This window comes from Deferribacter thermophilus (assembly GCF_049472675.1).
In the GTDB taxonomy this organism is placed as follows: domain Bacteria; phylum Chrysiogenota; class Deferribacteres; order Deferribacterales; family Deferribacteraceae; genus Deferribacter; species Deferribacter thermophilus.
Map to the genome: position 1 here is coordinate 130,069 of NZ_JAPNXM010000004.1, position 18,825 is coordinate 148,893.

The window sequence follows — 18,825 nt, forward strand, 5'->3', positions numbered from 1 at the left end:
GTTTTAATTTATGTTGTTACAAATTAGTTCCTTGTTGATAGATTTTTTGGTAAAACCTATTTGAAAATTAGTTTTAGCAACTTCTAAACATGGGATATTTTTTCTCACCTCCTTCACTTTATTTATATCTAATTCAATAACTTCTAAGTAGTCAGATTTATTTGCTAAAAATAGATTTTCTCCCCATGGGTCAAACACAGCTGAATAGCCACATATCAATTCTTTGTTTTTGGTGATTTGTTTACTGCAGTTACAGCCTATCACAAAGGCTTGATTCTCAATAGCTCTAGATTTTAAGAGAGCTAACCAGTGATCTATTTTTTCTTCTGGCCAAACAGCAGGTACAATAAAAATTTCTGCACCTTCATAAAATGATAATCTAAACAGTTCAGGAAATCTAATCTCATAGCATGTATGGGTGGAAATTTTAATGTTATCATAACAAAATATCGTTATATTGTTAGATGGAGTAAAGTATTTATCCTCGTGAGCAGGGGAAAATAGTAAGTTTTTCCTATATTTAGCCAAAATCCCATTATTATTTATAAAGAAAGTGGTGTTGTATATAGAATTTGCTTCATATTCAGGTAAAGATAAAGCAAGAATTGTATTATCTGGAACTATATTTATAAATTCTATCAAATAGTTATCTATATGATTTTTATAGTTTTGGATATTGTTATAATCGAAACCGGTTAAAAATAATTCGGGGGTAATTATAATATTTGCTTGTCTGTTAATTAAAGACAATATTTGATTATAATAGACATCGAAATTTTCTTTAATTTTGCCAACAAAAGTTTTATTTTGTACCAATCCAATTCTTAGTCTTTTCATAATCTATCACAAAATTAAAACAATATTTTTAAAATGTCAAGGATTAAAATAAATTATAGATGTATAAAATTTGCTATTTATTAAATAAATAGCTTGTTTTTGAAAAACTAATAAGATAAAATTTAATAGTAGTTAATAAGTTTAAAATGGGAGGTGTTATATGGAAAAAATAATAAATAACACTTCAGTAAAAATAAAACAAGGTGATATAACTAAAGAAAAAGTTGATGCTATCGTCAATGCTGCTAACTCCCATCTTAAAATGGGGGGAGGTGTAGCGGGAGCTATTAGAAGGGCAGGTGGTGAGGAAATACAAAAAGAGTGTGATAAAATAGGTTATTGCCCTCTTGGTGATGCTGTTGCTACAAATGCGGGGAAATTGGATGCAAGATATGTGATACATGCAGTGGGTCCAAGGTATGGAATTGATCCAGAGCCAGAAAAAAACCTTTATAATGCTGTGTATAATTCATTAAAAAGAGCTGTTGAAAAAAACTGTAAATCTATAGCATTGCCTGCAATTTCAACAGGTATTTTTGGATATCCTTTGGATGAAGCAAGTGAAATTATATTAAGAGCAATAATCGATTTTTGTGAAAAAGAGACTCAAAACACATTAGAGCAGATAGTTGTTGTCCTATTTGGAGATAAAGATTTTGAGGTATTTAAAGATAAATTTGAAAAGATGACAGAATAGTTAGGCAATGTTGTATAAATTAGAATTTATTGTTGCACTTCTTATATTTTTGATTTTGATAATAAAATTTTCGAAAAATGTTAAAACAAAAGACACTTTTTTATTGGGCAAAAGAGATTTTGATGCCAAAAATGTCTCTTATGTTATTGTGGGCACACTTGTCGGGGGTGCTTCAACTGTAGGCACTGTTCAAATGGCATTTTTATATGGATTACCTGCAATTATTTTTACCTTTGGTAGTGGGGTTGCATGTCTGATTTTAGGATTATTTTTCTCAAGAGCTTTAAGAGAAAGTGAAGTTGTTACTGTTTCAGAGTTTATCGGCAGAAGTTTTGGAGAATCTGTTAGAAAATATTCCAGTTTTTTAAGCTCCTCAGGTATTTTTATCCATATTGTAGCTCAATATTTGGCCTCAGCTGCAATTATATCTTCTGTGCTTAACATAAGTTTTAAAATAAGTATGATAATAACTTTATTCTTATTAGTATGTATGGTTATTTTTGGTGGGATTGTTAGTTCTGCTTTCATTGGAAAGATAAAGTTTTATATACTCTATTTATTAATGATTTGTTCAACATTAATCGTATTGTATAAAAGCAATTTTTTTAAAGATGTTTTAAATAATTTGCCTAAAAACAGAGATTGGTTCGGATTTGCAGATTACGGATATAAAAAGGGGTGGGTCGATTTTTTGTCTATGGTTATCGGAGTAATTTCTACTCAAACATATCTTCAAGCTATATTTTCTGCTAAAAATGTAAAAGAGGCAAGAAAAGGGGCTTTTATAAGTGCAGCGGTTATACCTCCTATTGGGTTTTTGGGAATTATAGTGGGATTGTATTTAAGGGCTTATCATCCAGAAATTGGAAGTTTGAGCGCTAAGGCTTTACCTTTTTTTATATCAACCTATTTTCCTGGCTGGCTTGGTGTTATTTTAAATGCATTTTTGCTTGTAATTGTATTGGGGACAGGTGCAGGGCTTGCTCTTGGTGTAACTACAAACATGTATAACGATATTTTTAGAAAAAAAGAGGGGATTAACTATTTGAGATGTATAACATTTTTATCTATTTTCGGAGCATTTCTAATTGTTTTATCTGGCGGAGCAAGAAAGATACTTGACTGGAGCTTTTTATCTATGGGGCTTAGAGGGTTTACAGTTTTCTTACCTTTATTGTATTTATTATTTTTTAATAAACTTGATAATCTTTTCTTAAAAAAGCTTGTTAAATTAATGATTTTTGTTTTGCCGATTGCCTATATAATTATGAATCTATAATTCTTGTAAAATTGTTATTTCGTTTTTGTTTATAGAGATGATGTTTTCTTCTTGAAGCTTTTTTAAAAGCCTAGAAAATGTTTCCTGTCTAATACCCAACATCATCGCCAAATCCCCTTTTTTCACTGGTAAGGTAATAGTTTTAGAGCGTTTTTGATTACTCAATCTTTTTATATAATTTAAAAATCTCGTCCTGATATCTTCTAATGTCAATGTTTCAATTTTGTTTAATAATTCTTTTATTCTGCCTGAAAGTGCACCGATGATTTTTAGTGAAAATTCAGGTGAATTTTTTATATATTCGAGCATTTTGTTTGCATCTATGCCAAGAAGAGTTGAATCTGAAATTGCCTCAGCGGTTACAGGGTAGATGTTTTGTAAAAAGAAAAGTATTTCTGCAAAGATTTCACCGGGGCGAATAATGTGAATAATCATTGTTTTCCCCTCTTCGTTTGTTTTATAAAGTTTTATGTTGCCGTTTACTAAAAAATAAACTGTAGAGCCAGTTTCACCTTCATGAAACAAAATCTCTTTTTTTGCTAATGATTTAATATGTGTAAATTTAGAAAAATCAGACAAAATTTCTGCAGTAGAAGTTTTAAAAAAGGTGTTTGCAAAAAATTTTAAAGCGTTTTCTTTATTCATAGTTTAGATAATATTTAATATTTTAATGAGTGCAATATTTATTTAAATTTTTTAAATTTTACTATTTAAAAATTACATATTTCCGATATAATAAAAAAAAATAATTAGAGGGGTGTATAAGTGAAGGTGAGTTTGAAATTAAAAATTAGCCTTGGGATTTTATTTGTAGGTGTTTTAGGTGGTGTTATTGGGCTTGTGAATATTTATGGAGAATTAAATAGTCTTAACGCTTCTTTATTATTAAAATTAAATATTTTTTTAATGTTTATAGGCACTGCAGTTGCTATTTCAATTATAATATTTTTGAATAGATATATTTTTAAGAACTTGATGATAATATTAAAAAATGTTCAAAATTTTAGCAATGGTCTATTGATGTTTGAAAAAGCTGATACTAAATCCAAAGATGAATTGGCAGAGGTTGTAAATACAATGTATAATTCCTACAATAAAATAGCTGATGTTTTAAAAGAGTTTTACAAAACTTCTTTAGAGTTAAAATCTGCTTCTGAAGATTTGGCAGATACAAGTGAAAATGCGCATGTAAGACTTGCAGAAATCAATGATGAAATACAATCCATTTCATCGGCAGCAGAAGAGTTAAATTCTACTAGCAAGAATATTTACGATAACAGTATTGAAATTAATAACTGTATAAATGAGGCTGATAATAAATTAGAAAAATCAGTAAACTTAATTTTAGAAAATAAAGAGCAGGTTGAAGCTGTTGCAAATACTTCTGCTCTTGTTGTTGATAAAGTTACAGCGTTTAAAGAGTTATCAGAAGAGATAAGCAAAATTGTTTCAGCCATTAACGAAATAGCAGATCAAACAAATTTACTTGCACTAAATGCAGCGATAGAGGCTGCAAGAGCTGGTGAGCATGGTAGAGGTTTTGCCGTTGTAGCTGATGAGGTAAGAAAGCTTGCAAATAAGACGACAGATTCTACAAAACTGATAGAAGATGCTATTAAATCTATTCAGATTGAAGCTGATGAAATTTCTAAAGTGGTAATAAAAGAACAAGAAGAAGTAGAAAATAGCGTAGCAAAAGTAAATGAAAGTTTAGGTTCTATTGATGAAGTTAAGCAAAGTTTCGATGATGTTAAATTAAGAATTGAGACTATTACCAATGCAATTAATGAAGAATCCATAGCTATTGAAGATATAACTAAAAATATTACTGATGTTGCATTTAAAATGGGTGAGATAAAAGAGCTTGTGGAGAAAACACAAGCATCTGGTAACGAGCTTTTGGAAATATCTGTCCAATTGATGAATGAAATTGGATTTTTTAAGATTGATGTGAGTGGTAAATTTATTGAGTGGTCAGATAAACTCTCAGTAGGGATTAAAAAGTTTGACGAACAGCATAAAAATTTGGTAAGATTAGTAAATGAAATATATGATGCTGTGAATGCTGATAAATCAGCAGCAGTTTTAGAAAAAATTTTAAATGAGCTTGTTGAATACACAGTATATCATTTCGATTCAGAAGAGGAAGCATTCAAACGATTTGGATATCCAGAATATGAGAAACATAAAAGAATACATGAAGACTTAAAAGCGCAGGTGGGTGAATTTTTAGAAAAGTATAAAAAAGGTGATACTGCAATAGGATTTACTCTGCTAAATTTTCTTAAAAAATGGTTGGTTAATCATATTATGGGTGAGGATAAAAAGTATAGCAGTTTTCTAAAAGGGAAAATTTAAAAAAATTTATTTTTGGAGATTTAATTATGAAACTAACAATTAAAAATAAGATTTTGTTATTAATTATTATTAGTAACTTGGTTTTAGTTTTATTAATTGTCTTTATCCATATGAGAACCTTTAACAAAAATATCTTAGCCCAAAAAGAAAAGTATTTTAATGAAGTGAGTACCTTAACCTCAAATAATATAGATTTAAAATTAAAAGATCTTTCATTAGCTGTAGAAACACTTGTTCAAAACAAAATATTAAATGAGTTTTTTGCTAAACAGGATAGGGAATCTATAAAAAATGAATTATCTGACTATTTTAAAAGGCTAAAAGAGGAGTATGGTGTAAATCAATTTCAGTATCATATTCCACCTGCTACAAGTTTTTTGAGACTCCATAAACCAGAAAAATTTGGAGATGATTTATCTTCATTTAGAAAAACCGTTGTTGAATGTAATAAATCTAAAAAGCCTGTTGTTGGAATTGAGGTTGGTAGAGGTGGTCCAGGTTTGAGAGTGGTTTATCCTGTATTTTATGAAGGTGAACATATAGGTAGTGTCGAATTTGGTGGTTCGATATATGCAATAATCAATCAGCTTTCTGATACTTTAGGTTTGGAATATGCAATAGGTATTTTTGATGATGTATTTAAAAATGCAAAAAGATTTGAAAATGCTGAGACCGATATTGTAAAAGATAATATTGTTTTTTATTATTATAAAGGCTCAACAATTAAAAATATATTAAAAGATCACTTTAATGAAGCAAAAGTAAAAATATCAAATAAAACCTTTTTTACATATAAATATCCTCTTAAAGATTTTTCAGGGAAGGAAATAGGGTATATATATTATGTCCATGATTTTACTCCGGCTATTTCAGCATTAAAATCTAATATGTATAGGACAATAACTGCTATCATCATAGTTGCATTACTAGTTAATGTTATAGTTTATCTGTTTTTAAGTTTTGCATTTAAGCCTATCAAGGGGTTTTTGGAGATTGTTAAAGAGCTTGCAAGAGGAAAGGGTGATTTGAGTAAAAGGATCCCTGTTAATGTTGCTTCATGTAGTGATATTGTTGGGTTAAGTGATAATGAGTGTCAAGAGCATAATAATATAAGACCTTGTTGGAGCACAATGGGAGAATTTTCTGATGAAATCAGATGTCAGTTATTAAAGAGTGGGAAGATATCTTCATGTGAAGATTGTAAGGTGTTTAAAAAATCGATAAGTGATGAAATCTCTGAAATGAGTGTGTGGGTAAATGCATATTTAAGCAAAGTTGATGAAGAATTTAAGAAAACACTTTTGAATCTATCGGAACTTAGCGAAAAAATTATACCTATCAACAGTGGCTTGGTAAAAATGGAAAGCGATGCTGAGGAAAATGTACAGATGGCGTCCCAAGTGGCCACAGCGAGTGAGGAGATGAGCTCTACAATAGCTGAAATTGCAAGAAGTGCAAATGATGCATCTATCAAAGCTGATGAAACTGTAAAAATTACTCAGGATGGTGCAAAATTTATTGAAGAAACTGTAAATTATGTGGAGCAGGTAAATAGCGTTTTAGAGAATTTGAAGATAGAAATTAATAGTCTTTCTGAAAACTCTCAAAAAATTGGTGAAATTTTATCTGTGATAAATGATATTGCAGACCAAACTAATTTACTGGCATTAAATGCTGCAATTGAGGCTGCAAGAGCTGGTGAGCATGGTAGAGGATTTGCTGTTGTTGCTGATGAAGTGAGGAAACTGGCTGAAAAGACACAGAAGTCAACAAAAGAGATAGAAGATATGATTAAAGAGATGCAGGCAAATGTTTCTGAAGTAAATGTAAAAGCAGAAGATGTGGGTAATGCTGTTAGTAAGCAAGTGGAAATAGCTGAGCAAACTAAAGATAGTTTTGACAAAATCTATTCTTATATTAATGACTTGGTAAATTTGATTTTAAGTATTACAACTGCTGTAGAAGAACAATCTTCTGCGACTGAGCAAATTGCTAGGAGCATTGAAAATGTTGCTTCGAGAGCTGATGAAACTAAAAATGAAACGTATGGACTGATTAAAGAGATTAATATGATGATTGATGATTTGAAAAAATTGGTTGAGCAGTATTCAAAGTATAGTATTTCAAGTAAAGGTGCAGTTTTTGTAAAAGCCAAGCTGACACATGTGATTTTTGTGAAAAATGTGTTGGATTGTGTGGCAACCAAAAATTGTACTTTTGAAATAAAGGACCATACGATGTGTGATTTTGGCAAGTTTTATTATTCTGTTGGTGAAGAGCTTTTTGGTCATGATAGTGAGTTTAGAGCAATAGAGGAGCCACATAGAAATGTGCATTTTTATGGAAGAGCCACACTGGATAGTACAAAAAATGGCAATATGGATAAGGCTAAAGAAAATTTAAATATGATGCTAAACAATGTGGAACAACTACTTTCATCGCTTGATAGTTTGATAGAAAAATACAAATAATAAAATAAAAACTGGCACCTTTTATTTGGTGCCAGTTTCTTTTGGTATCAACTTCTTAATATTTTCTATCCAGTCTTCTAATTTAAAGCTGTATATTTCAAAAACCTGATTTTTATATGGGATGTAAAAATCACCATCTTTATTCTTATAGAGCTCAAAAGCATACTCTTTTTGAGTATTTTTTACTTTTATAAAGCCGATCTTTTTGGCATCTTTTGGCAATGTGTTGTTATCTGCAAAAGTGTTTGATTCAAATTTAGTAATTAGTTCTATTAGTTTTTTTGTTTTTTCTTTATCAATATTTTTGCCGTTAATTATTGATGTTTCGTTATCAAAAGTTATTTCTATAGTTTCGTTATCTGTTTTTAAGCTAAAATTTTTGGGATTTTGGATGTTATAAACTGTTTTGTCTTTAATCTGATTAATTGTAAGTGGGAGATAATTTGTAAATGATGCATCCACAAGATAAATTTTATCACTCAGTTTAACATATTGAAATCTATAAGATTTATCTTTTTTCCCTAAAAATATTGTATAATCTTCTTTATCTGTTTTTAATTTCAGCACTTTTTTATCATTAAATTCAAAGTTTTTATCATCTTTTGTATCTATTTTTGATATGATTTCTATATTTTTTAATTTTGACATAAGTTTGTTTATCAATTCTTGGTTTGCTGGCCAGTTTTCAGGTTTTGTAATTAACCAATTATCTTTTGATTTTTCAAAAGTTATGTCTAAATCATCATCTATATAGTTTATAGATTTTATTTGAATATTTTGTGGTAATAAATATTCTGTTTTTATTTCTGATTTTTTCCCTGTTGCAAAATATAATATTATCATTGCAATTGCAATAATAGGTAGTAGGATATCTTTCTTTCTCACAGTCTAACCCTCCTTCTGGAAAGTTTGATGATAATAATTCCAATAATTACAACTAAAACAGGTGGGAAAAGTAGAATAAAATATTTCAAATATATAGCTGATTCTGGATTTTTAAGCTTTATTGGGTGGTATTTTACGGTTTTACCTCTTAATTCTAAGAGCTCGTTATCAGCCATTAGATAATCTATAATATTGTTTATGAGTTTTAGATTATCACCTGAGGTTATATAATCGTCTTTAAACATTTCCCCATCAGCAAATAAAATCAGTTTTCCATTACCTTCTTTTTTAAATGTATCTTTATATTCTTCTAACGGTTTAGTAAAATCTGTTTTAAATTTACCTTCAATATAAAATCCGACAGGTAATTTTTGTTTGTTAAAATCGCTTTTATTATACTCTTTATCCAATGCCACATTGTAAGGCTCGGTTTCAATACCAGTAAATTCTGAGGTAAACATGAACGGCTTTATTTTCAAAGCAGACTTATTGTCTATCTCTACTAATGTTGGATAAATCATATTTACGGAAGTGACACCTTTTGTGAAAAGATCTTCTCTATCAAAATTTATAATTTCAGGGAAAAAAGGGTATTTTACCGCTGTAGTTATATAAAAACCACCTACATTACGAGAGATATTTATAAGTGTAGCATTTGCATCATATATTAGTTTATCAGTTAACTTAATTCCGTTTTTTTCTAAAAATTTCTCTATTCCTAAATCTTTTTTAAAGGCGTATCCGCTTTGAATGTCGCCATCAACTTTATCAAGAGCTAAAATAAGATTTTTACCGCTAAATAAAAACTCTTGGATTGCATATTGTTCAAATGGTTTTAGTTTCTCTATTGGAGAAATAAGTAAAGCTGCATCAAATTTCTTATCTATTAATTTCCCCTTTTCAATTTTCACATTTTCGATTTCATAGTTTTTTGATAAACTTTGGGCTATTGTTCTTAAGGTATTGATGTTAGTTGCACTTTTACCAGCATCTATTATTGCAATAGCTTTTTTCTTATCAGTATTCATCTGCTTTATAAGAGATGTTAGCTCATATTCTGGTATATTTACATTGGCTATTACAGGTATAGTTTCTGTTTTGTCACCATAAATTATTACAGCCCCCATGTAGATTTTTTTTATCTGTAAGCTATCACTTTCTATTGCATTAACCTGTACAGGGGGGATTCCATAAAGATTTGCAACTTTTTCTATTTCTATTGGTGCACCTTGAATTATTTCCAGTTTAATCTTATCAGTTTGAAAAGCCTTATATTCTTCTAAAATATCAAGGAAAAATCTCACTTTTGAATTGTATGGTGAGGGGATGTCTTCACTCATAATCACTTTAATATGAAGAGGGTATTTCAATGTTTGTAAGGTTTTCTTTGTTGCATTAGAAATGGAATATATTTTGTTTTCCGTTAAGTCTAATTTGTAATAGTATCTTGCAGCAAAAAGGTTTGCAAAAATAACTATAATCAGTACAGAAATCAAATTTATTAACTGTCTCCTACTCATCATGCACCTCATTTAGTAAGTCTGGATTCTATAATATCGTTTGCAATATGAAGGAAAAGTGCAGTACCAGAAAGATAATAGACTACATCCTGTAATGTAACTAAGCCCATAGTAAATTTTTTAAAATGGGTAGTGGATGATAGATAAAGTAAAATCTCTTGATATGCAGGCGGTACAAATATTGAAACCCTTTGTAATAGATAAAAAAAGAATATGATTGAAAATGAAAGGATAAAGGCAACAATCTGATTGTAAGTTAATGAAGATGCAAAAATCCCAATGGAAATGTAAAATGATGAAAGTAATACTATTCCAATATATGCTGAGATGATTTGCCCCATATCTGGCTCACCAATAAAAGTTAAAACAATCGGATAACATATTGTAAAAAGTATAAAAAATATAATAGTTAGCATAGATGATGTGAATTTTCCAAAAATAAGAGAGCTATCTGTAACAGGGTTCGTTAAAATTAGCTCAATTGTCCCCTGTTTTCTTTCTTCAGAAATAGTGCGCATTGTAATTGCAGGGATAAAAAACATCATTAAAAATGGTACAATCCCCACAAAATCTCTAAGCTCCGCTTGACCAATTAAAAACAGTGTACTCGAAAAAAACCAACCAGTAATTATTAGAAAGAAAAATGCTAATACATAAGCAGTAGGGTGATAGAATGTCTGTTTTAAGTCTTTAATAGCTATTGCTTTAATCCCCATTTTAGACCTCCACAGAAGTGAGTTTTCTAAATGTTGTTTCCAGATCATCAAATTCTATTTTCAGCTCGTAAATAAGAATGCCATTTTCATAGCAAAGCTTAGATATTTCTTTTCTAATATCTTCATTCGATTTAATAATAAATTTTGTTTCACTAAGTTTTTCTACTTCACCAAAATTTTTAAAGAACTCAACTGGTAATTCTTTATCAACCTCTAAAATTATTCTTCCATTTCTTTCTTTTAAATTTTCTAATTTATCATCAGCTACAATTTGACCTTTATTGATTATTAAAACCCTTTCACAGGTTTGTTCCACTTCTTGCATGATGTGGGTTGATAAAATTACAGTTTTTTCTTTACCAAGCTCTTTAATGAGATTCCTAATTTCTATAATTTGGTTTGGATCAAGTCCAGTGGTGGGCTCATCAAGAATTAAAATTTCAGGATTACCAAGAATAGCTTGAGCAAGACCAACTCTTTGCTTATACCCCTTTGAAAGGGTATCAATCTTTTTCTCAATTACATCTTCTATTTTAGTTAGCTCAGCAACTCTTTTGATTTCTCTTTTCTTATTATCTAAACCTTTTAGATCTGCAAAAAAGGATAGATAGTCATAAACTGACAAGTCATTATAAATTGGGTTATTTTCGGGCAAGTACCCTATTTTTTTCTTAAGATCTGTTTTGAAACCATCAACCTTTTCACCATCAATTATAATCTCACCATAACTTGGACTCATAAAACCGGTTATTATTTGCATGGTTGTAGTCTTTCCTGCACCATTTGGCCCTAAAAAACCTACGATTTCCCCTTTTTCTACACTAAAATTTATCCCTTTGAGAGCCTCAAAATTTCCATAAAATTTTTTGAGCTCTTTTACCTCTATCATTGAATCCCTCCAATATAATAGGTTTGCATCACAAAAAGAACTTTATTCAAAATTTCAAAAATTTGAGATTGCTTCGGCAACTATTATTACCCCGCAACGACTAAATATAACTGTCATTGCGAGCGTTAGCGAAGCAATCCGTTACTTGAATAGACTATATTCTTATATCTAATTCACAAATTTAAAGATATAAGATATTAATTAAAAGTTCACCAAAATTTTTCAAATTTATCGTCTAAGTTCTTAATATTTTTAATATAGTAATAATAAACTTGTCCTGCAGAAATCCCCCCATCATTTGGTGGGATCTTTTTGTGTAAAAAAACATTGAACCCATTTTGTTTAAGTAGTTCAGCTGTTTTCTCAGTCAAGATTAAATTTTGAAAGACACCACCACTAAAAACGACATCCTTTAGACTTTTTTCAAGCTTAATTTTTAAACATATATCCAAAATGATTTTGCTTATGCTGTTATGGAATTTTAGTGCAATATCTTCTATTCTTTCATTTTTTGATAAATCTTCTAATAAATATATAATAAGATTTCCGAAATCTATTCTTTTATCTTTGATTTTTAATGGATAATAATCATTTGTTTTAGATTTCTCAGCAAAAGATTCCAAAAGTATCGCTGTATGACCTTCAAATTCATTCTCTTTTACTCTTGATAAAAGTGATCCCACAGCTTCAAATAATCTTCCTATACTAGAAGTTTCGATGCAGTTTAATTTATGATTTAGAATATTTTTAATAAAATTAATTTCTTTTTTATCTATGCCATACTGTTTAATTAATAATTCTATATACCTATCTAATAAATTGTATTTTATTAGATAAGAAATCATCATTAAGTAAGGCTTTTTGGCTGTGGCATCGCCAATTTGTAAACTGTAATCAAGATGAGAATATCTATCTAATCTTCCTTTATTAAAGGTGAAAATTTCTCCACCCCATGCTTTTTTATCACATCCAAGCCCCAATCCATCAAAAATTATCCCAATACAGTTATCTTCTTTACCGTTTTCAGCCATTGCTGAAAAAAAGTGAGCTATATGATGTTGAACTTTTAGTATGGGCTTATTCTGTTCTTTGGCGTATCTTGATGTGTAATAATCAGGGTGTAAATCCGTAATAGCAATATCATATTTTACATCGAAAAGCTTTTGCAACTTATTAACAGTTTCTTCAAAAAATTTTGTGGATTTAGCATTGTCTAAGTCCCCAATATATTGAGAAGGGAATATATAATTTTTTACACCTAAACTTATACTGTTTTTCAAATGAGCACCAAGACCAATAATGACTTTATTAAGATTATTATTTAACATTATTGGATAAGGAGCAAAACCCCGAGCCCTTCGTAAGGTATAGACTTCATTATTTACTATTGTAACCACAGAATCATCCACTCGGTTATGAATTGGTCTGTTATGATGAAGGAAGAGTTCAGAAAATGATAAAGTTTCTTCTGCTTCTTTTTCTGAAATTGCAATAGGTTCATCTTTTAGATTACCACTTGTAGCAATTATAAAATCAGTTTTTGTAAATGAAAGCAATATCTTATGTAAAGGGGTATAAGCTAACATTATCCCGATTTTGTCGTTTAGAGGGTTGACAAGATTTGATAGTGGATAGTTAGGCCATTTGATTATTGTAATGGGAGCTTGAGGGGAAGTAAGAATAAATTTTTCAATTTCTGATAGACTATCTTTATACTTTAAAATTGTTTTTAAATCTTTAACCATTATAGCGAATGGTTTGAAATCCCTTTTTTTAAAATTTCTTAAATTAACTACCGCTTCGTTGTTGGTTGCATCACAGATGAGATGATATCCACCTAACCCTTTTACAGCAATTATTTTTCCATCATCTATCTGTTTTGCCGCTTCAATTATAGCATCTAATCCTTTATTATTTTTTGTAAAAACAGATGGTCCGCATTTATGACAACAGTTTGGTTGAGCATGAAACCTTCTATCTTTCATGTCATTGGATTCATTTTCGCAAGAATTACACATATCAAATATAGACATTGTGGTATTGCATCTGTCATAGGGGATCTGTTTTATAATAGAGTATCTTGGACCACAATTAATACAGTTTATAAAAGGGTAAAGATATCTTCTGTCGTTTTGATCAAAGAGCTCTTTTTCACAATCTAAACAAATAGCTGCATCAGGGGATACAAATGTAATATCATTTTTGCTTTCTGATTTGATTATGATGAAATCACTAAATATTTGATTTTTGATTTCATAATATTTGATATTGACTATATGGGATAAAAGAGGTGCGCTGTTTTTTATTTCGTTTATAAAATTTGTTAACTCATTTTCATCTTTACAATTTAATTTTATTTCTACCCCTGAAGAGGTATTTTTTACTTCTCCATTCAGATTAAACTTTTTTGCTAAATTATAAATAAAAGGTCTAAACCCAACTCCTTGAACAATCCCTTGAATATTTATCTGAAAGGTTTTCATTTTTTCCAAAAATGTGGTGTGAACAATACAAGCACAGTATAAATTTCAAGTCTTCCAATCATCATTGCAAAGCTTAATACCCATTTTGAGAAATCTGAGTAAAAAGCGTAATTTTCAGTGGGGCCAATCTTACCAAATCCAGGACCTATATTTCCCACAGTGGCAAGTGCTGAAGAAATAGAGGTTAAAATATCTACATCTTCAAGAGATACTAGTAAAGCTACAGTTAAAACTATTGCTATATATAAGAAAAAGAAACCTGATATTGCATAGACAATATCTTTTTTTACAACACTTCCACTTAATCTTAATGTGAAAATACCTTTAGGCCTTATTAAATATTTCATTTCAATTAAAGATTGTTTGAACAGTGTAAAAACTCTAATAACCTTTATACCTCCACCGGTTGAACCAGAACATCCACCTATAAACATTAAGAGAAAAAGGATCGTTCTAGACATAGCAGGCCACTTTTCATAATCGTAAGTAGCATATCCTGTGGTAGTTAAAATTGATGCTGCTTGGAAAGAACCGTATCTTAATGCATTCCAAATGTTGTTAAAGTGGTTTTTGGTTAAATCATAAGATAAAAGAAGGGTAGCTACTATAAAAATTGTAAGATAAGCTTTTAGCTCAGAATCAGATATAATCTCTTTAATATTACCAGTTAATAATTTATAATGAAGACTAAAATTAATTCCAGCAAGTATCATAAAAATCGTAATAATATAATCGATATATGCTGAATTGAAATGTGCTACACTAGAATTTTTTGTGGAAAATCCACCAGTTGCCATTGTTCCAAAAGTATGAGTGAGTGCATCATATAAATTCATTCCGCCAAAAAGCAGCAAAATAGTTTCTAATGCTGAAAAGCCTACATAAATAAACCATAAATACTTGGCTGTTTCACCAATCCTGGGGGTAATTTTATCTACAGTTGGTCCAGGCGCTTCAGCCTTAATAAGTTGTAGCCCACCAATACCAAGGAGTGGTAAAATGGCTACAGTTAACACGACAATTCCCATCCCGCCTAACCAGTGTGTAAGTGATCTCCAAAAGAGTATCGACTTGGGTAGTGCTTCTATATTGGTAAGGATTGATGCACCAGTTGTGGTAAAGCCTGACATTGTTTCAAAAAAAGCATCTACAAAGGAAGGTATTGCTCCAGAGAAATAAAAAGGTAAAGCACCTATTATAGAAGCAAGTAACCAGCTCAAAGAAACTAAGAGAAACCCATCTTTTGTGGATAAATTATTCTCTTTTTTATTTTTTGTTATACAGAAAATAACACAACATACTATTAATACTGAAATAATAATTGTTGAAAATGTTAAAAAACAGCTAAATTCTTTAAAATACAATGCCCAAATTGCAGGAAATATCATTGATACAGCAATCAAAATTAATAAAATTGATATAATATTAACAATTGTAATGAGATGCATAGCTATACTAATAACTGTTCAATTTTTTCTACTACATTATGAAGAGCAAAAATTATAATATTATCGTTTATTTTAATTTCAAACTCACCATCAGGAATGTAATTTTCGTTATTTCTATTTACAGCTACAATTAAAGCCCCTTTTGGAAGGTTTATTTCTTTTATTTTTTTATTAACCAAAGGGCTACCTTCATTTACAACTATTTCTAAAGCTTCAGCTTTACCATCAAAGATTGAATAAGCAGATTTAACTTTACCTTTTCGTATAAATTTTAATATAGCACTTACTGAGCTAAGCTTTGTACTAATTGTTGCATCAATCCCTAAACTTGAAGCAAGACTTAGATAATTTGATTTATTTATTATCGATATTGTTCTTTTTACACCTATTTTTTTAGCATAAACTGCTGTTAAAATATTTAATTCTTCATTCCCTGTGGTAGCAATCAGTAAATCATAGTTTTTAATATTTTCTTCCTCAAAAATATTTTTATCTGTAATATCAGAATTAATAATCATAATATTTTCATATTTTTCACTTAACTCTTTGCATTTATCGTAATCTTTCTCTATTAACATTACATTTTTACCAAGTTTTGTAAGTTCATTACCTACTATTTCACCTATTCTACCACCACCTATTATCACTATATCTTTAATCCTTTTGATTTTTAATCCAATCTTTTTGAAAAAGATATCCAGATTTTTTTCATCACCAACAATATAAATGTTATCGCCTTCTAATATTTTTGTATCTCCATGTGGTATAAGTATTTTTTCATCTCTCAGTATTCCAGCAATTATATATGGGAAATTAAATTTCTTCTTCAAATTATGAAGTGTTAATCCAGCTATTTTTGATTCGGGATCGATGTAGATATCACGAAGCTGGATTGTTGTGCCTTCAAATGTAAATACATCACTAACAGCTCCGTGTATGATACTGTTTATAATACTTTTACTTGCCTCAATTTCTGGATTTACCAAAAGATCTATCCCACTGTTATTTTTAATAAAAAAATTTCTTTTTGAGTAATCTAAATTTCTAACTCTAGCGATTTTTATTGGCACATTAAACTCGTTTGCAACAATAAGGCATGATATAATATTTACTTCATCGGAGTCTGTAGCAGAAATAAAAATATCACAATTTTCTATTCCTGCTTTTTCGAGAATTTCTATATTATTCCCTTCCCCTTTAATTGTTATACAATCAAGGTGGGTGGAAGCATATTTAATTTTATCACTATCTTTATCAATCAATACAACATTTTTATTTTCTGTGATTAGATGGGAAGCAAGGTTATAACCTACTTCCCCTGCACCAACTATGATAATATTTTTCATGCTGGCCACTATAATAAATTTTTATTAAAAATCAATTGCTTATTTTAAGCTTTTTAACATCTTATATATTTCACTATTTGTTGATAAAAATAATTTAGTTTTGTTATCAAAGCTGTTTTCATAAACTTCTAATTTTTTAAGGAAATCGTAAAATTCGGGATCTTGGCTAAAGGCATCTGCATAAATTTTAATAACCTTTGCATCAGTCTCCCCTTTAATTTCTTGAACTTTTCGGTATGCTTCAGCAAGTATTATTGTGCGCTCCTTTTCAGTTTTAGCTCTTATCTTTTGGGCTTCTTCATACCCTTCAGATCTATACTGTTTTGCTATCCTTTCCCTTTCTGCTTTCATTCTGGCGTAAACAGCTTTTTCATTTTCTGGAGGTAAATCTGCTCTTTTGATTCTTATATCAACTATTTCTATACCAAAATCTTTGGCCTTGAGTTTTGATGCTATTGTTACATTTTTCATGATTTCATTTCTATTTTTGGAAACTACATCAATAAGATCATGTTTGCCTAATTCTATTCTCATTTCAGAATAGATAATATCATCGATTCTAGCAAGTGCACTTCTGACATCTCTAAATGATAGATAAAATTTTAAAGGTTCTATAATTTTCCATCTGCAATAATTATCCACAACGAGCGCTTTTTTATCTTTTGTTAAAATTTCTGATGGTGGAGCATCATACTCCATCAGTTTTTTACTAAAAAATATTATATTTTGAATAAATGGTAGTCTGAAGTATAAACCTGGCTCTGTAATTGTTTTTTTTGGTTTACCTAATTGGGTTATGATAGCGTATTCAGTGACATCAACAACAAAGAAGAAGCTTTTATATCCAATAATTAGAACAAAAATTATTATAAAAATTATACTACCTTTTTTCATTGTTTTCTCCAGTTTTTAATCTTTCAAGCCCTATCAATGGGGTAAGATTTTTAAAATCAGCATCAAATATATATTTTTCACTTCTTTGCAATATTTTTTCTAATGTGTCAAAATATAGTCTTTTCTTTGTAATTTCAGGTGCAGTTTTATAGCTCTTTAGTGTTTCTAAAAATCTATAGGCATCCCCTTTTGCTTTTTCAATTCTTTCTTTTTGATATGCTTCAGCTTCTAATATCATAGATGCAGCTTTAGCTCTGGCTTTGGGGATAATTTCATTAGCATAAGCTTCAGCTTCATTTATAAATCTGTTTTTATCCTCTCTAGCACTTGCTACATCCTTAAAGTATTTTATGACAGGATCAGGTGGCTCTACATCTTGAAGTTGTACAGCTACAATTTTTACCCCAGTTTGATAATCATCTAATATCCTCTGTAAAATTTTTTGTGTTTCAATTTGGATTCTGTTTTTCCCAGTTGTTAATATTTCGTCTATATTTTCCTTTCCTGCAACTTCCCTTATTGTAGCTTCTGCAGCATCTTTAATAGTCTTAGGTACATCAATTACATTGTATAAGTATTTAGAAATATCATAAATTTTATATTGGACAATAAAATCAATATTTACAATATTTTCATCTCCTGTTAGCATTAAAGATTCTTCTTTAACAGTTTTGTAACCTCCATTTCTTAAATTTCTAAACCCTATTTCTATTCTGTGAACCTTAGTGACTTCAGCTTTATCTACCGTTTCTATGGGGTAAGGAAGATGATAATGTGGCCCAGGACCTACAATTTTTATTATTTTTCCAAACCTTTTTACTACTGCTTGTTCGTTAGGTTTTACTATAAATACACCTGATAAGAACCAGACTACAATTAGAAGCAGACCTATAACAGTTAAAATAGTCCCTTTATACTTGAATTTTGGTAATTTTAGCTCAAATTTTTCATCTCCCCAAGGGTTATTATCCATCGAATTTTCCTCCAAATAGTTTTATGACA

15 protein-coding genes and 2 pseudogenes are annotated in these 18,825 nt (G+C 29.7%); 6 read left to right on the top strand and 11 right to left on the bottom strand.

Annotated features, from left to right (window positions below; genetic code table 11):
- Window positions 1-3: 3 nt before the first annotated feature.
- The gene (locus OWM07_RS05220) at window positions 4-837 is read right to left on the bottom strand and encodes a nitrilase-related carbon-nitrogen hydrolase (protein ID WP_423302618.1); all 834 of its coding nucleotides are present in this window, start codon (window positions 835-837) and stop codon (window positions 4-6) included.
- 160 nt (window positions 838-997) lie between these two features.
- Here OWM07_RS05220 and OWM07_RS05225 point away from each other — a divergent pair, with 160 nt between their 5' ends.
- Both OWM07_RS05225 and OWM07_RS05230 read left to right on the top strand, forming a co-directional pair.
- On the top strand, window positions 998-1,534 hold the full coding sequence (locus OWM07_RS05225) for a macro domain-containing protein (RefSeq protein ID WP_423302619.1): 537 nt from the start codon (window positions 998-1,000) through the stop codon (window positions 1,532-1,534).
- 7 nt (window positions 1,535-1,541) lie between these two features.
- Window positions 1,542-2,813 (top strand): sodium:solute symporter family protein, encoded by a 1,272-nt coding sequence (locus OWM07_RS05230; RefSeq protein WP_423302620.1) that lies wholly within the window; start codon window positions 1,542-1,544, stop codon window positions 2,811-2,813.
- On the opposite strand, the gene OWM07_RS05235 is transcribed toward OWM07_RS05230, so the two are convergent.
- Window positions 2,808-3,458, bottom strand: coding sequence for a Crp/Fnr family transcriptional regulator (locus tag OWM07_RS05235; protein WP_423302621.1), 651 nt, complete (start codon window positions 3,456-3,458; stop codon window positions 2,808-2,810). The genes OWM07_RS05230 and OWM07_RS05235 overlap by 6 nt on opposite strands.
- A 126-nt stretch (window positions 3,459-3,584) precedes the next feature.
- Between OWM07_RS05235 and OWM07_RS05240 the strand changes: the two genes are divergently transcribed.
- From OWM07_RS05240 to OWM07_RS05255, 4 genes and pseudogenes are all read left to right on the top strand, one after another.
- On the top strand, window positions 3,585-5,171 hold the full coding sequence (locus OWM07_RS05240; protein ID WP_423302696.1) for a bacteriohemerythrin: 1,587 nt from the start codon (window positions 3,585-3,587) through the stop codon (window positions 5,169-5,171).
- 110 nt (window positions 5,172-5,281) lie between these two features.
- A pseudogene (locus OWM07_RS05245) lies at window positions 5,282-6,001 on the top strand (cache domain-containing protein); the annotation flags it as partial.
- 591 nt (window positions 6,002-6,592) lie between these two features.
- Window positions 6,593-7,129: pseudogene (locus OWM07_RS05250) on the top strand (methyl-accepting chemotaxis protein); the annotation flags it as partial.
- A gap of 114 nt (window positions 7,130-7,243) precedes the next feature.
- Window positions 7,244-7,642 carry a CZB domain-containing protein gene (locus OWM07_RS05255; protein WP_423302697.1) on the top strand — a complete coding sequence of 133 codons (399 nt, stop codon included), beginning with the start codon at window positions 7,244-7,246 and terminating at the stop codon, window positions 7,640-7,642.
- A 21-nt stretch (window positions 7,643-7,663) separates the two neighbouring features.
- On the opposite strand, the gene OWM07_RS05260 is transcribed toward OWM07_RS05255, so the two are convergent.
- The 9 genes from OWM07_RS05260 to hflK form a co-directional block, all read right to left on the bottom strand.
- A complete protein-coding gene (locus OWM07_RS05260) occupies window positions 7,664-8,527 on the bottom strand; it encodes a DUF4340 domain-containing protein (RefSeq protein WP_423302622.1) in 864 nt (287 codons plus the stop codon).
- Window positions 8,524-10,047, bottom strand: a complete 1,524-nt coding sequence (locus OWM07_RS05265) for a GldG family protein (protein WP_423302623.1) — start codon at window positions 10,045-10,047, stop codon at window positions 8,524-8,526. Before OWM07_RS05265 ends, OWM07_RS05260 begins: the two co-directional genes overlap by 4 nt.
- Window positions 10,048-10,055: 8 nt before the next feature.
- Window positions 10,056-10,763 (bottom strand): ABC transporter permease subunit, encoded by a 708-nt coding sequence (locus OWM07_RS05270; RefSeq protein ID WP_423302624.1) that lies wholly within the window; start codon window positions 10,761-10,763, stop codon window positions 10,056-10,058.
- 1 nt (window position 10,764) lies between these two features.
- The gene (locus OWM07_RS05275; protein WP_423302625.1) at window positions 10,765-11,652 is read right to left on the bottom strand and encodes an ABC transporter ATP-binding protein; all 888 of its coding nucleotides are present in this window, start codon (window positions 11,650-11,652) and stop codon (window positions 10,765-10,767) included.
- Between the two features lie 209 nt (window positions 11,653-11,861).
- Window positions 11,862-14,135: a carbamoyltransferase HypF gene (gene hypF, locus OWM07_RS05280; RefSeq protein WP_423302626.1), complete on the bottom strand. Its 2,274-nt coding sequence runs from the start codon at window positions 14,133-14,135 to the stop codon at window positions 11,862-11,864.
- Window positions 14,132-15,583: a TrkH family potassium uptake protein gene (locus tag OWM07_RS05285; protein ID WP_423302627.1), complete on the bottom strand. Its 1,452-nt coding sequence runs from the start codon at window positions 15,581-15,583 to the stop codon at window positions 14,132-14,134. Before OWM07_RS05285 ends, hypF begins: the two co-directional genes overlap by 4 nt.
- Window positions 15,584-15,585: 2 nt before the next feature.
- Window positions 15,586-16,929 (bottom strand): Trk system potassium transporter TrkA, encoded by a 1,344-nt coding sequence (trkA, locus tag OWM07_RS05290; protein ID WP_423302628.1) that lies wholly within the window; start codon window positions 16,927-16,929, stop codon window positions 15,586-15,588.
- Between the two features lie 39 nt (window positions 16,930-16,968).
- A complete protein-coding gene (hflC, locus tag OWM07_RS05295; RefSeq protein ID WP_423302629.1) occupies window positions 16,969-17,823 on the bottom strand; it encodes a protease modulator HflC in 855 nt (284 codons plus the stop codon).
- The gene (gene hflK, locus OWM07_RS05300; protein WP_423302630.1) at window positions 17,810-18,796 is read right to left on the bottom strand and encodes an FtsH protease activity modulator HflK; all 987 of its coding nucleotides are present in this window, start codon (window positions 18,794-18,796) and stop codon (window positions 17,810-17,812) included. The genes hflC and hflK overlap by 14 nt, the downstream gene beginning before the upstream one ends.
- Window positions 18,797-18,825: the final 29 nt, after the last annotated feature.

Excerpts from the sequence above, each read along its gene's own strand:
- OWM07_RS05255 (WP_423302697.1), top strand. The coding sequence starts at position 7,244 with ATGATTGATGATTTGAAAAAATTGGTTGAGCAGTATTCAAAGTATAGT.
- trkA (WP_423302628.1), bottom strand. The coding sequence starts at position 16,929 with ATGAAAAATATTATCATAGTTGGTGCAGGGGAAGTAGGTTATAACCTT.
- OWM07_RS05225 (WP_423302619.1), top strand. The coding sequence starts at position 998 with ATGGAAAAAATAATAAATAACACTTCAGTAAAAATAAAACAAGGTGAT.
- OWM07_RS05220 (WP_423302618.1), bottom strand. The coding sequence starts at position 837 with ATGAAAAGACTAAGAATTGGATTGGTACAAAATAAAACTTTTGTTGGC.
- OWM07_RS05275 (WP_423302625.1), bottom strand. The coding sequence starts at position 11,652 with ATGATAGAGGTAAAAGAGCTCAAAAAATTTTATGGAAATTTTGAGGCT.
- hypF (WP_423302626.1), bottom strand. The coding sequence starts at position 14,135 with ATGAAAACCTTTCAGATAAATATTCAAGGGATTGTTCAAGGAGTTGGG.
- OWM07_RS05270 (WP_423302624.1), bottom strand. The coding sequence starts at position 10,763 with ATGGGGATTAAAGCAATAGCTATTAAAGACTTAAAACAGACATTCTAT.
- OWM07_RS05285 (WP_423302627.1), bottom strand. The coding sequence starts at position 15,583 with ATGCATCTCATTACAATTGTTAATATTATATCAATTTTATTAATTTTG.
- OWM07_RS05230 (WP_423302620.1), top strand. The coding sequence starts at position 1,542 with ATGTTGTATAAATTAGAATTTATTGTTGCACTTCTTATATTTTTGATT.
- hflC (WP_423302629.1), bottom strand. The coding sequence starts at position 17,823 with ATGAAAAAAGGTAGTATAATTTTTATAATAATTTTTGTTCTAATTATT.
- hflK (WP_423302630.1), bottom strand. The coding sequence starts at position 18,796 with ATGGATAATAACCCTTGGGGAGATGAAAAATTTGAGCTAAAATTACCA.
- OWM07_RS05235 (WP_423302621.1), bottom strand. The coding sequence starts at position 3,458 with ATGAATAAAGAAAACGCTTTAAAATTTTTTGCAAACACCTTTTTTAAA.
- OWM07_RS05265 (WP_423302623.1), bottom strand. The coding sequence starts at position 10,047 with ATGAGTAGGAGACAGTTAATAAATTTGATTTCTGTACTGATTATAGTT.